A 12477-nucleotide genomic window follows, 5' to 3' on the forward strand; every position below is an offset into this window, starting at 1 on the left:
AAGGGCCGGGAGGGGCCTTGGAAGGTGAGAGTGACTCCACAGTAATATTACGGTTCCGCACGAGAAGCGCACTCACGTGCGGTGCCGTCACAGGAGGCACCCCATGCGACCGCGACCCCCCGTAAAGGGCCGAGGCATATTCAGTGGTACCGGCGTCATCATCATGGGTCTGACCGCGACCCTGGCGGCGCTGGTCTTCCCGGTCTGGTCCTACGCCGACCGGTCCGGGACGACGGCTGCCAACGTGCTCAGCGACCAGACCGTGGCGACGCAGTACGGACCACTGTCCGCGCTGGACAAGGACTTCGTCACGCGGGTGCGGCTGGCCGGGCTGTGGGAGCTGCCGGCCGGGCAGCAGGCCGAGGAGAAGGGCACCACCGCGGCCGTACGGACGGCGGGGCAGCATCTGATCGACGGCCACACGTTCCTCGACGAGCGGGTGCGCGATGTCGCCGCGCGGCTCGGGCTGCCGCTGCCGAACCAGCCCAACGCGCAGCAACAGCAGTGGCTCGCCACTCTCAACGCGGCATCGGGCGTGGACTTCGACCGCAAGTTCGCCAACATCCTGCGTCTCGCGCACGGCAAGGTGTTCACGCTGGTCGCCCAGGTCCGCGCCACCACCCAGAACTCCCTGGTCCGCGCCCTCGCCGACGACGCCAACACGACCGTCCTGGACCACATCAAGGTCCTGGAGGCCACCGGATACGTCGACTTCGCCGCGCTGGCCCGGGACATGGCCGCGAGCGGCACGCCCGCGCCCACCACCTCCTCGGCCGCGTCCACGCCCTTCGCCGACCCCGGCCAGGTCGTCCCGCTGACCCCGTCGGTCTCCCCGACGTACTCGCTGCCGCCGCCCGCCTCCAGCCCGCCACCGTCGACGCAGCCGTAGCCGTAGCCGTAGAACCGTTTCGGCCATGGTCTGTTTTCGGACAAGCGGAACGTCACAGGCAGACAACGCTCCGTCCGGATTGTGAACAAGGCATGGCGTCCTGCTGGGCCTTTGGCATAGAAACTTGGCATGTTCTGGGTCCTTCTCCTGCTCATGGCCTGGGCCGTCGCCGGCACGGCGTGCACGCGGCTGTGCCTGGCCGCCGTCAGAGCGGCGGCCGTCGACGGGGACGACGCGGGCAAGGGACACGATCTGACGCTCTACGAGGCCGCGTTCCTGTCGGGCGGTCCCGCGCGGGTCGCCGATCTGACGCTGGTCTCCATGGCGCGCCAGCACCGGCTGCTGCTCGCCCACACCGGCTGGGCGACCGTCGTGGACCCGCGCGGCCGGGACCCCATCGAGCGGTCGGTGATAGGCGCCATCGGGCCCGAGGGGCAGTCCCGGATCGCCCCGGTGCGGGCCACCGCGGCGGCCACGGACGCGGTCCGCGACGTCGCGGACCGGCTCGTCGACGCGGGTCTCGCCGTACCGGACGGGACCCGTACGACGGTCGCCGCCGGGGTCCGGCAGGTGCGGGCCGCCGCGCTGGTCGTGCTGGTGCTGGGCGCGACCGCGCTGCTGACGCCGGGGGCCGAGATGCCGCGCGGGCTGGTCGCGCTCTGGTTCGGGCTGCCACTGGCCCTGACGCTGAGCTGTCTGGCCATCGCCCGGGTCGAGGTGCACCCGTACTCGCACTGGGCCTCCCCGGCCGGTCAGCAGCTGCTCGGCACGCTGGCCCGGCACGCGGGCGGCGGCGCCGACGACCGTACGTATCTCACCTCCGTCGCCGTACGCGGCATCCGAGCGATCGGCGAACCGGATCTGCGGGCGGCCTTCGCGCACCGCGAGCAGTACCGCGAGCACTTCGCCGAGTGGCGGCGCTGACCTCGGCGTGACAGCGCGCCAGGGGGCGCACAGGGGTCATTGGGGCCGACACCGCCCGACGGTGCTTGCCTTCGCCAACAAGCGAACGAAACATCCCTTTTGTTGCAGCCGTGCTCCGAAGGGATACGCCACCATGCGAGCCGCCGCCCTCTACTCGGCCGCCGGGTCCTTGCTCCTGACCGGCCTCACCGCCGCCCCGGCCACCGGTGCCCCGGGCGCCGTCGAGTCGGCCGGCACCGCTCTCGCCGCCGCACACGCCCGCGCGCGGGGCATCGACTTCGGGAAGTGCCCCGACGCACAGGACATGCCCGGCACCATGGAGTGCGGCACGGTCTCCGTCCCGCTCGACTACGCGCACCCCGACGGCAAGCAGATCAAGCTGACCGTCAGCCGGGCCGTCGCCACTCACAAGGACCCGCACAACAGCAAGCGCAGAGTCCCCCGCCAGGGCTCCCTGGTCTACAACCCGGGCGGCCCCGGTGCCTCCGGCCTCTACTTCCCGCTGATCGGCATGCTCCCCGAGTGGAAGCGCATCGCGTCGGCCTACGACCTCGTCGGCTACGCCCCGCGCGGGGTCGACAAGTCGGCACCGCTGTCCTGCGAGGATCCCAAGCACTTCTTCAAGGCGCCCTCGCAGTCACCGACGTACCCCTCGGAGTCGTACAAGAAGGAGCGCATCGCGGAGGCGAAGGCCTACGCACGCGGCTGCGCCAAGCGCTCCGGCAGCAGGCTGCGGTTCTACAACTCCCTCAACAACGCCCGCGACCTGGACGTCCTGCGCGCCGCCCTCGGCGAGGACAGGCTGACGTTCATGGGCGCCTCCTACGGGACCTACTTCGGTGCGCTGTACGCGACGCTGTTCCCCTCGCACGTACGGCGGATGGTGTTCGACTCGGCGGTGAACCCGGACCCCGAGCAGGTCTGGTACCGCAACAACCTCGACCAGTCGGCCGCGTTCGAGGGCCGCTGGGCGGACTTCCGGGAGTGGATCGCCGAACACGATGCCGTGTACGGGCTCGGCGACACGGCCGCGAAGGTGCTGCGCAGCTACGAGAAGGCTTCCGCGCGGCTCGCCGAGAAGCCGGCGGGCGGCAAGGTGGGGCCCGCGCAGTTGCAGGGCGCGATCCTGTCGGCCGGGTACTACGACGACTACTGGCCGCACACCGCGGCGGCGCTGTCGGCCTACCTGAAGGGCAAGCCCAAGCTGCTGGTGCAGCAGGCGGGGCCGACGCCGGGGGCGGCAGTCGAGGCGGAGAACGGCAACGCGGTGTACACGGCCGTCGAGTGCAACGACGCGCCCTGGCCGACGGAGTGGAGCGTCTGGGACCGGGACAACACGCGGCTCGCGCGCGTGGCGCCGTTCGAGACGTGGGACAACGTGTGGATGAACCTGCCGTGCGCGTATTGGCCCGCGCCGCGTCAGCAGCCCCTCGATGTGCGGACCGGGCCCGGAGAGCTGCCGCCGGTGCTGATCATGGCGGCCGAGCGGGATGCGGCTACGCCGTACGACGGGGCGCTTGAGTTGCAACGGCGGTTGTCCGACTCGGTGTTGGTGACCGAGCGGGATGCCGGGACGCATGGGATCGCGGGTGGGGCCAACAAGTGCGTCAACGGGTACCTGGACGCGTACCTGTTGGAGGGGCGGCTGCCTGAGCGGCATGCCGCGTGTGCGCCGCATGCCGAGCCGAAGGCTGCGCGACCGGATAGTCAGTAGACCGCGGCCGGGTGGGGGCTGGTCGCGCCCACGCGGCGGAGCCGCATGTCGACACAGCCCCGCGCCCCTGAAGACAAAAGCCTAGGCCAGGCCCGCTACCAAGTCGCCGATGTCCTTGCGGCGGCCCGTGTAGAAGGGGACCTCCTCGCGGACGTGCATGCGGGCCTCCGACGCGCGCAGGTGGCGCATGAGGTCGACGATGCGGTAGAGCTCGTCGGCCTCGAAGGCCAGGAGCCATTCGTAGTCGCCGAGGGAGAAGGAGGCGACCGTGTTGGCGCGGACGTCCGGGTAGCCGCGGGCCATCTTGCCGTGGTCGGCGAGCATGCGGCGACGGTCCTCGTCGGGCAGCAGGTACCAGTCGTAGGAGCGCACGAACGGGTACACGCTGATGTAGTTGCGCGGGGTCTCGTCGGCCAGGAAGGCCGGGATGTGCGAGCGGTTGAACTCGGCGGGGCGGTGCAGCGCCATGTTCGACCAGACCGGGTCCAGGGCGCGGCCCAGCTTCGTGCGGCGGAAGAGGTTGTACGCCTCCTGGAGCTGGTCGGCGGTCTCGGCGTGCCACCAGATCATGAGGTCGGCGTCGGCACGCAGGCCCGACACGTCGTACGTGCCGCGCACCGTCACGTCCTTCGCGGCGAGCTGGTCGAACAGCTCCTGGACCTCGTCGGCGTAACCGGCGCGGTCCTCGGGCAGTACGTCCTTCAGCTTGAAGACGGACCACAGGGTGTAGCGGATGACCTCGTTGAGGTCCTTGGCCAGCTTGCCCTTGTTCGGGATACGGCCGGACTCGGTGGTGGGGGCGTCGTCACTCATGGGGCTATTCTCCCGCTCCGCCGGACGCGCTCGGCACCGGGTCTGCGGTCAGCCGCTCGACGGCCGCGTACGCGCTCGCGATGGTGGCCGGGATGCCGACGCCGTCGTAGGCCGCGCCGCACACGGCGAGGCCGGGCAGCTTGGCGACGTGTTCGCGGACGCGGGCCACGCGCGCGTGGTGGCCGACCGGGTACTGGGGCAGTCCGTCGGTCCAGCGGGTGACTCGGGTGGCGAGGGGCGTGGCGTCGAGACCGGTGGCCTCGCGCAGGTCCTGCCGGGAGACGTCCACCAGGCCGGTGTCGTCGCGCTCCAGGATCGCCGTCTCGCCGTAGCGTCCGACCGAGGTGCGCAGGACCAGCACGTCCGGGTTCTCGTCGGCGATCCAGCCCCACTTCTGGGAGGCGAAGGTGGACGCCTTGATGGTGCGGCCGTCGACGGGGGGCACCAAGAAGCCACTGCCTTCGGGGAGTTCGACGTCCGCGCGGTGGTAGGCGAGGGTGACCAGGGCCATCGAGGCGTACTCCACGGCGGCCAGCTCGGCGGCGGCACCGGGCACTTCGGACCGCAGCAGTCGGGCGGCGACCGGTGCGGGTACGGCGACGATCACCCCGTCGGCGTCGAGGACGCGGTCTCCGGCGACGACCCGCCAGCCCGCCGCTCCGCTCCGGCGCAGCTCGGTCACCGGTGTCCCGGTGAGGATCTCGGCGCCCCGCGCGCGGACCGACTCCGCGACGGCGAGCGGGAGTTGGCCCACCCCGCCCTCGATGCCCATGAAGACCGGGCCGGTCTGCTGTGCGGCGGCGGCGCGCTCCTGGATGCCCCGGACGGCCTCGGTGAGGGAGTCGTGGGTCTTCGCGGCCTGGAAGAGCTGGGGGACGGCGGAGCGCATCGAGATCCGGTACGCGTCGCCCGCGTAGACCCCGCCCAGGAGGGGTTCCACAAGGCGGTCGACGACCTCGCGGCCGAGGCGGGCCGCCACGTACTCACCGACCGCCACGTCCTCGCCGACCTCCGTGCGGGGCAGGTCCGCGTCGCGCTCGATGCGGTGCAGGCCCTCGTCGGAGAGGACCCCGGAGAGGGCGGAGGCGGTGCCGGGGACGCCCATGACGTGGCCCTTGGGCATGGGGCGCAGGGCACCCCGGGTCCAGAGCGAGGCGGTGGCGGTGGCGGGCGCCTGGAGGCGGTCGGTGAGCCCGACCTCGCGGGCCAGCGCGACGGCCTCGGGGCGGCGGGCCAGCATGGACTCGGCGCCGAGGTCCACGCGCGCGTCCGCGATCTCGCCGGGGAGCAGCTTGCCGCCGACCCGGTCCGACGCCTCGACGACCGTCACGCGCACGCCTGCGTCCAGCAGCCGGTGTGCGGCGGCCAGCCCACCGATCCCGGCGCCGATGACGACGACATGCCCTGTACCCGTACGAGTCTCCACTTCACGCATGCCCCCAGCCTCTCAGACCGCACTGACAGTCCGACCCCGGGCCGGTGTCCGGTGCGAGTCCCGACCGTGACCGCATCGGGACCGTTTCCGGCCAACGTCCTGCCCGGTCCCGGCGTCGAAGGTGCGTCAGTCGTCACGACGAACCTCGGGGGTACCGACCCATGCGCACACGACACTCCGTCCGGCCCGTCCAGGCCCTGGCCGCGCTCCTGCTGGCCTCGGCGCTCGCGCTGACCGGGTGCAGCAGCAGCTCGGACAAGACCAGCGCGAGCGACGCCGGCGCCAAGGCCGCGGTTCCCGGCACCGCCCAGCAGGAGGGCGCCGCGGGCAGCGGCAACGCCCGGAACACCAAGTCCGTGCCGAAGCTCACCGCGAGCAGCATCATCCGTACGGCCTCGCTGTCCGTGCGGGTCAAAGACGTGCCCAAGGCGCTCGACGAGGCCCGCACCACGACGGAGAACGCGGGCGGGTTCGTCGGCAACGAGACGACCACCCGCGACGCACAGGGCCACGAACGGACCCGGGTGGTCCTTCGGGTGCCCACCGACAAGTACGACGAGGTCCTCGCCGACCTGGAGGGCGCGGGCAAGCTGCTCGACCGGACCGCGAAGGCGCAGGACGTCACCGACCAGGTCGTGGACGTGGAGAGCCGCATCACCTCGCAGCGGGCCAGCGTGGCACGCGTGCGTGAACTGATGGACCGGGCCACCAAGTTGAGCGACGTGGTGGAGCTGGAGGGCGAGCTGAGCACCCGCGAGTCCGACCTGGAGGCGCTGCTCGCCCAACAGGCCTCCCTGAAGGACCGCACCAGCCTGGCCACCATCACCCTGTCCCTGTCGCAGACCCCGGTCGCGAAGGCGTCCGCGAAGGACGACTCCCCCGGCTTCGTGGACGCCGTGACGGGCGGCTGGCACGTCTTCGTCACGATGCTGCGCTGGATCGCCCTGGCACTGGGCGCGGTGCTGCCGTTCGCGGCGGTGGCGGCACTGGCGGTCGTCCTGTGGCTCCGTCTCGTACGACCGCGTCGCGCGGCGACCGTGCCCGCGGCCACCGCGGTGGGACCGCTGCCGGCGGCCCCGCCGGTGCACGAGGAGGAGCAGGGCGGACAGGACTGAAATGACCGGTCCCCGTAGCGTGTTCGCATGGACATGAGCCGTGCGAGGGGTACCCGGGAACGACTGGTCGTCATCGGAGGCGACGCTGCGGGCATGTCCGCGGCGTCGCAGGCACGCCGCCTGAAGGGGCCGGACGAGCTGGAGATCGTGGCCTTCGAGCGGGGCCACTTCACGTCGTACTCGGCGTGCGGCATCCCGTACTGGGTGGGCGGTGACGTCTCGGCTCCGGAAGAGCTGATCGCCCGTACCCCGGAGGAGCACCGGGCGCGGGACATCGACCTGCGGATGCGCACCGAGGTCGTGGAGCTGGACGTCGCGGGCGGGCGGGTACGCGCGCGTGACGTCGATTCCGGGGCCGAGTCCTGGACGTCGTACGACAAGCTCGTGATCGGGACCGGGGCGCGGCCGATCCGTCCGGACATGCCCGGGGTCGACGCCCCCGGAGTGCACGGGGTGCAGACGCTCGACGACGGGCAGGCGCTGCTCGACTCGCTGGCACGCACGCGTGGGCGTCGTGCCGTGGTGGTCGGGGCCGGGTACATCGGGGTCGAGATGGCGGAGGCGTTCGTCAACCGCGGGTATGACGTGACCGTCGTCAACAGGGGCAAGGAACCGATGTCGACGCTCGATCCGGACATGGGGCGTCTGGTGCACAAGGCGATGGAGGGCCTGGGCATCACCATGGTCAACGACGCCCATGTCACCGAGCTGCGCACCGGGGACGACGGGCGGGTGAGGGCCGTGGTCACCAAGGACTCGGAGTTTCCGGCGGACGTGGTGGTGCTGGGGATCGGGGTGCGGCCCGAGACGACCCTCGCCGAGGCGGCCGGGCTGCCCCTGGGACAGCACCACGGGCTGCTCACCGACATGGCGATGCGGGTGCGCGGGCACGAGAACATCTGGGCCGGGGGCGACTGCGTCGAGGTGCTCGACCTGGTCTCCGGGCAGGAGCGGCACATCGCCCTGGGAACGCACGCCAACAAGCACGGGCAGGTCATCGGGACGAACGTGGGCGGCGGTTACGCGACCTTCCCGGGGGTGGTCGGTACGGCCGTGAGCAAGGTGTGCGATCTGGAGATCGCGCGCACCGGGCTGCGCGAGAAGGACGCCCACCGCGCGGGCCTGCAGTTCGAGGCGGTCACCATCGAGTCGACCAGCCGCGCGGGCTACTACCCCGAGGCCTCCCTCATGACGGTGAAGATGCTCGCCGAACGCCGTACCGGCCGTCTCCTGGGCGTGCAGATCGTCGGCCGGGAGGGCGCCGCGAAGCGTGTCGACATCGCGGCGGTCGCCCTCACGGCCCGTATGACGGTGGAACAGATGACGGCCCTGGACCTGGGTTACGCGCCGCCGTTCTCCCCCGTGTGGGACCCGGTCCTGGTGGCGGCCCGAAAGGCGACCGCCAAGGTCCAGGCCGGTTCTCGTTGAACGTTCCTGGGTCGGTCTTGTTCAACGATCCCGGGTCGGTCTTGTTCAACGATCCTGGACCGCCATTGTTGAACGATCCTGACCAGCCTTCGTTGAACGTTCCTACGCCGTCCCGTTGATGCGGTCTATAGCCTGCCGTGCCTGCTCGGCCGGCGGCCTGGCGGGCAGCGAGGACACCGACGCGCTCGGCGGCATCATCGCGGCGGGCTGTGCCGCCGCCGCGGGCTTGGCGTGGGCGCCGAGCGCGTTGGTGCGCAGCCGGTTGCTCACCGCCTCGTCCAGGGTCACCGGCCGCTGCATCTGCGCGGCCAGGCGTCCCGCTTCCTGGCCGAGCCTGGCGACGTCCTCCCAGGGGAGGCGCACCACCAGGGAGATCTCGGCCTCGCCGTCGGGCGTGGCGGTCATCTGAGGGGAAATCCGGTCGTTCATCGCCTGTTCCTCACGTCGTCCCCGCGACACGCCTTCCCCGCACCGCGGGCGGTTGAGGAGTCATACGCACAGGCGGACGGCGGTGTTCACCGATTCGTACGGCGTATCGGGGGCACTAATCCCTTGTGGTGATCCCCGTCCATGACGTGAACCCGGTGCGCCGCACCCCCTGGGTGACGTACGCGCTCATCGCCGCGAATGTGCTCGTCTTCCTGGCGACGCCCGGAATGGCGGGTTCCGTGGCCGGTGGCAGCGACCTCTCGCAGCTGTGCCATCTCCAGGCGTTCCTGGACCACTACGCGGCCGTGCCAAGGGAGTTGATCCACCATCAGATGCCGCAGCTGGTCCCGACCGGCGCCGTCCAGAACGGCCCGGGCGGCGCCGGCTGCGCGGTCGCGCCGCCGAGCTACGACAAGTCGGCGCCCCTGAGCGTCTTCACCGCGATGTTCCTGCACGGCAGCTGGATTCATCTGCTGGGCAACATGCTGTTCCTGATGATCTTCGGCAACAACGTCGAGGACCGCATGGGCCACGTCCGCTTCACGCTCTTCTACGTGGTGTGCGGTTACGCGGCGGGATACGGCTTCGCGCTCCTCAACGCGGACTCCACCGACCCTCTGATCGGCGCCTCCGGGGCGATCGCCGGTGTCCTGGGCGCCTATCTGGTGCTGTACACGAAGGCCAGGGTGTGGGTCCTGGTGCCGTTCCTGTTCTTCCTGCCGCTGCGCCTGCCGGCCTGGCTGGTGCTGGGCTTCTGGTTCGTGCTCCAGGCGTTCTACTCGGCCGGCGAGGGCGTCTCGGAGGCCGGCACCGTGGCGTACGCGGCGCATGTCGTCGGCTTCATCGCGGGGATGCTGCTGGCCTGGCCGCTCAAGGCGGGCACTCCCCCGCCGCCGGAACCGCGCGGCCTGCTGTTCGGCAGGCGGGCACGGCCCCGGCACACGTGGTGAGCGCGCTTATCGGGCCGTCTCGGTGTGGACGAACTCGGCGAGCCGGGTGAGCGCGTCCGGGTCGGTGGACGGCATCACGCCGTGCCCGAGGTTGAAGATGTGGCCCTCAAGGCCCTTGGCGTCTTCGAGGACCTCGCGGGTCTTCGCCTCGACGGCCTCCGTGGGGGCGAACAGGACGGCCGGGTCGAGGTTGCCCTGGAGTGCCTTGCCAGGGCCGACGCGGCGGGCGGCCTCGTCCAGCGCGACGCGGTAGTCGACGCCGACGACGTCCGCGCCGGCCTCGCCCATGAGCTGCAGCAGCTCGCCGGTGCCGACGCCGAAGTGGATGCGGGGGACGCCGTAGCCCTCCACCGCCTTGAGGACCTTCGCGGAGGCGGGGAGGACCGAGCGGCGGTAGTCGGCGGGGGCGAGGGCGCCGGCCCAGGAGTCGAAGAGCTGGACGGCACTGGCGCCCGCCTCGATCTGGACCTTGAGGAAGGCGGCCGTGATGTCGGCGAGGCGGTCGAGGATGTCGGCCCAGAGCTCGGGGTCGCCGTACATGATCGCCTTGGCGTTCTCGTACGTGCGGGACGGGCCGCCCTCGATGAGGTAGCTCGCGAGGGTGAACGGGGCGCCGGCGAAGCCGATGAGGGGGGTGGAGCCGAGCTCGGCGGTCAGCAGGCCGACGGCCTCCGTGACGTAGGAGACGTCCTCGGGGGTGAGGTCACGGAGCCGGGCCAGGTCGGCGCGGGTGCGGATCGGCTTGTCGACGACCGGGCCGACGCCGGGCTTGATGTCGAGGTCGATGCCGATGGCCTTGAGCGGGACGACGATGTCGCTGAAGTAGACCGCCGCGTCCACGCCGTGCCTGCGCACCGGCTGGAGAGTGATCTCGGCGACCAGTTCGGGGCGCGTGCAGGACTCCAGCATGGGGATGCCCTCGCGCACCTTGTGGTACTCCGGCAGCGAGCGCCCGGCCTGCCGCATGAACCACACGGGTGTGTGCGGTACGGGCTCGCGCCTGCACGCCTTCATGAAGGCGGAGTCGTAAGTGGCGGTCGGCTGCTGGCCCGTGGGGCTCTGGTTGACACTCACGGGGCAAGTCTCGCACGGCCCCGGAAGGCGATTGCACGGTGTGCTGAACGCAAGAGCGGGTGTCTAGTCCCGCACGATGCCTCCGTTCCCCTTAATCTTCCCGCATGGCTGCGGCTCAGGGACGACTGTCGGACGGCGCTGACGGAATGGACGACTCCAAGGAGGGGGACCGGGATGGGGGCGGTACGGCACCGCCGGCTTTCCAGGCCGCGGTCCAGGCTCTGCGGAACAGTCGGCTGCGACCACAGATCGAGATCGACCCGACACCGGCGCCACAGCGCCTGGCCCCCTACGCGTACGCGCTGGAGGCCGCGGTCGTCGACGGCGACCAGGACCTGGCCGACGGCCGCCTGGTGCTGCTCCACGACCCGGCCGGGCACGACGCCTGGCACGGCACGTTCCGGCTGGTGACGCTGGTGCGCGCGGAGCTGGAGCCGGAGATGGCGGCGGATCCGCTGCTGCCGGACGTGTGCTGGTCCTGGCTGACCGGCGCGCTCCAGACCCGCGGACTGACCTACGGCGAGCCGAGCGGCACGGTCACCCGGGCCAGCTCCCACTACTTCGGCGGGCTGTCCGAGCGCCCGTCGGCCTCCCAGATCGAGATCCGTGCCTCGTGGACACCCCGCGAGGGGCTCGGCGGCGTCCCGGACACGGCCGCGCATCTGGCCTCCTGGTGCGATCTGCTGGCCCAGGTCGCGGGCCTGCCGCCGGCGGGTCCGGGCGACGCGTCCATCGTCACGCTGCCGCAGCGCCGGGGCCCGCAGTCACGCTGAGCCTTACCCGAGGCACACCGAGGTCCTACCCGTCGCTTGCGGTGTCTTTGTCGATACGGCCACTTTCAATCACGAGTGGCCCCTCGAACGAACCGTTTCGTTCACCGAACGATCGACAGCGTGTCCGAATTGCACTGATTGCTACTCACTAAATCGTGATCTTTCTCTAAAGGACCGCGGGTTTGCTGCCGAAGACGACTGTGACCTTGAAAGTCGTCCCACACCCAGGAGGCCTGGTGTCCGTTCTCCTTGAGCAGCCCGCAAGCCTGGTCGCCTACCGCCCGAACAAGCCGACCGCCATGGTGGTCGTGGCCGACCCGCGCGTCCGCTCCACCGTCACCCGCCACCTGTGGGCGCTCGGTGTGCGCGACGTCATCGAGGCCTCGTCCGTCGCGGAGGCTCGTCCCCGCATCGGCAACCCCCGCGACATCTGTGTGGCAGACGTCCACCTTCCCGACGGCTCCGGACTCACCCTGCTCTCCGAGACCCGAGCCGCAGGCTGGCCCAACGGCCTGGCCCTGTCCGCCGCCGACGACATCGGTGCCGTGCGCAACGCCCTCGCGGGCGGCGTCAAGGGCTACGTCGTCACCGGCACCCGCACCAACATCGGGCTCCCCACCCGACCCGGCGCCGCTCCCATCGGCTCCGCCGCCGCCCGTATGCACCGCCGCCCCCCGGGTGCCCCGAGCCACCCGGGCGGCTACCGCGAACTGTCCGGCCGTGAGGTCGAGGTGCTCCGCCTGGTCGCGGAGGGCCAGTCGAACAAGGCGATCGGCGTCTCCATGGGCCTGTCCGCACTGACCGTCAAGAGCCACCTCGCCCGCATCGCCCGCAAGCTCGGCACGGGTGACCGCGCCGGCATGGTCGCGGTGGCACTGCGCACCGGAATCATCCACTGACCCTGCCCCGGAACCACGTCCTCCACTCCCCCGC

General features: G+C 71.3%; 12 protein-coding genes. 8 read left to right on the forward strand and 4 right to left on the reverse strand.

Annotated elements, in window-relative coordinates; all coding sequences use genetic code 11:
- The first annotated feature begins 103 nt into the window (after window positions 1-103).
- The 3 genes from ACWDEW_RS17270 to ACWDEW_RS17280 all read left to right on the forward strand — a co-directional run bounded on the left by ACWDEW_RS17270 (window position 104) and on the right by ACWDEW_RS17280 (window position 3527).
- Complete coding sequence (locus ACWDEW_RS17270; protein WP_450513709.1) at window positions 104-889, forward strand: DUF4142 domain-containing protein; 786 nt, start codon at window positions 104-106, stop codon at window positions 887-889.
- Window positions 890-1018: 129 nt separating this feature from the next.
- Window positions 1019-1813 (forward strand): TIGR04222 domain-containing membrane protein, encoded by a 795-nt coding sequence (locus ACWDEW_RS17275; protein ID WP_450513711.1) that lies wholly within the window; start codon window positions 1019-1021, stop codon window positions 1811-1813.
- Window positions 1814-1946: 133 nt separating this feature from the next.
- Window positions 1947-3527: an alpha/beta hydrolase gene (locus ACWDEW_RS17280; RefSeq protein WP_450513713.1), complete on the forward strand. Its 1581-nt coding sequence runs from the start codon at window positions 1947-1949 to the stop codon at window positions 3525-3527.
- Window positions 3528-3608: 81 nt separating this feature from the next.
- Here the strand turns inward: ACWDEW_RS17280 and hemQ are convergent, their stop codons facing one another.
- Both hemQ and hemG read right to left on the reverse strand, forming a co-directional pair.
- A complete protein-coding gene (hemQ, locus tag ACWDEW_RS17285) occupies window positions 3609-4340 on the reverse strand; it encodes a hydrogen peroxide-dependent heme synthase (protein WP_450513715.1) in 732 nt (243 codons plus the stop codon).
- A 4-nt stretch (window positions 4341-4344) separates the two neighbouring features.
- Complete coding sequence (hemG, locus tag ACWDEW_RS17290) at window positions 4345-5775, reverse strand: protoporphyrinogen oxidase (protein ID WP_450513717.1); 1431 nt, start codon at window positions 5773-5775, stop codon at window positions 4345-4347.
- A 161-nt stretch (window positions 5776-5936) separates the two neighbouring features.
- Between hemG and ACWDEW_RS17295 the strand changes: the two genes are divergently transcribed.
- Both ACWDEW_RS17295 and ACWDEW_RS17300 read left to right on the forward strand, forming a co-directional pair.
- Complete coding sequence (locus ACWDEW_RS17295) at window positions 5937-6890, forward strand: DUF4349 domain-containing protein (RefSeq protein ID WP_450513719.1); 954 nt, start codon at window positions 5937-5939, stop codon at window positions 6888-6890.
- 27 nt (window positions 6891-6917) lie between these two features.
- Complete coding sequence (locus tag ACWDEW_RS17300; RefSeq protein WP_450513721.1) at window positions 6918-8318, forward strand: FAD-dependent oxidoreductase; 1401 nt, start codon at window positions 6918-6920, stop codon at window positions 8316-8318.
- Between the two features lie 102 nt (window positions 8319-8420).
- Here the strand turns inward: ACWDEW_RS17300 and ACWDEW_RS17305 are convergent, their stop codons facing one another.
- The gene (locus ACWDEW_RS17305; protein WP_019073947.1) at window positions 8421-8747 is read right to left on the reverse strand and encodes a hypothetical protein; all 327 of its coding nucleotides are present in this window, start codon (window positions 8745-8747) and stop codon (window positions 8421-8423) included.
- 125 nt (window positions 8748-8872) lie between these two features.
- Here ACWDEW_RS17305 and ACWDEW_RS17310 point away from each other — a divergent pair, with 125 nt between their 5' ends.
- Complete coding sequence (locus ACWDEW_RS17310; protein ID WP_450513723.1) at window positions 8873-9697, forward strand: rhomboid family intramembrane serine protease; 825 nt, start codon at window positions 8873-8875, stop codon at window positions 9695-9697.
- 6 nt (window positions 9698-9703) lie between these two features.
- On the opposite strand, the gene hemE is transcribed toward ACWDEW_RS17310, so the two are convergent.
- Window positions 9704-10771 carry a uroporphyrinogen decarboxylase gene (gene hemE / locus ACWDEW_RS17315; protein ID WP_450513725.1) on the reverse strand — a complete coding sequence of 356 codons (1068 nt, stop codon included), beginning with the start codon at window positions 10769-10771 and terminating at the stop codon, window positions 9704-9706.
- Between the two features lie 104 nt (window positions 10772-10875).
- Here hemE and ACWDEW_RS17320 point away from each other — a divergent pair, with 104 nt between their 5' ends.
- The gene (locus tag ACWDEW_RS17320) at window positions 10876-11544 is read left to right on the forward strand and encodes a DUF3000 domain-containing protein (protein ID WP_201050705.1); all 669 of its coding nucleotides are present in this window, start codon (window positions 10876-10878) and stop codon (window positions 11542-11544) included.
- Between the two features lie 236 nt (window positions 11545-11780).
- On the forward strand, window positions 11781-12443 hold the full coding sequence (locus tag ACWDEW_RS17325; protein ID WP_129305965.1) for a response regulator transcription factor: 663 nt from the start codon (window positions 11781-11783) through the stop codon (window positions 12441-12443).
- Window positions 12444-12477: the final 34 nt, after the last annotated feature.

This window comes from Streptomyces sp. NPDC001100 (assembly GCF_053598575.1).

Excerpts from the sequence above, each read along its gene's own strand:
- ACWDEW_RS17270 (WP_450513709.1), top strand. The coding sequence starts at position 104 with ATGCGACCGCGACCCCCCGTAAAGGGCCGAGGCATATTCAGTGGTACC.
- ACWDEW_RS17275 (WP_450513711.1), top strand. The coding sequence starts at position 1,019 with ATGTTCTGGGTCCTTCTCCTGCTCATGGCCTGGGCCGTCGCCGGCACG.
- ACWDEW_RS17280 (WP_450513713.1), top strand. The coding sequence starts at position 1,947 with ATGCGAGCCGCCGCCCTCTACTCGGCCGCCGGGTCCTTGCTCCTGACC.
- hemQ (WP_450513715.1), bottom strand. The coding sequence starts at position 4,340 with ATGAGTGACGACGCCCCCACCACCGAGTCCGGCCGTATCCCGAACAAG.
- hemG (WP_450513717.1), bottom strand. The coding sequence starts at position 5,775 with ATGCGTGAAGTGGAGACTCGTACGGGTACAGGGCATGTCGTCGTCATC.
- ACWDEW_RS17295 (WP_450513719.1), top strand. The coding sequence starts at position 5,937 with ATGCGCACACGACACTCCGTCCGGCCCGTCCAGGCCCTGGCCGCGCTC.
- ACWDEW_RS17300 (WP_450513721.1), top strand. The coding sequence starts at position 6,918 with ATGGACATGAGCCGTGCGAGGGGTACCCGGGAACGACTGGTCGTCATC.
- ACWDEW_RS17305 (WP_019073947.1), bottom strand. The coding sequence starts at position 8,747 with ATGAACGACCGGATTTCCCCTCAGATGACCGCCACGCCCGACGGCGAG.
- ACWDEW_RS17320 (WP_201050705.1), top strand. The coding sequence starts at position 10,876 with ATGGCTGCGGCTCAGGGACGACTGTCGGACGGCGCTGACGGAATGGAC.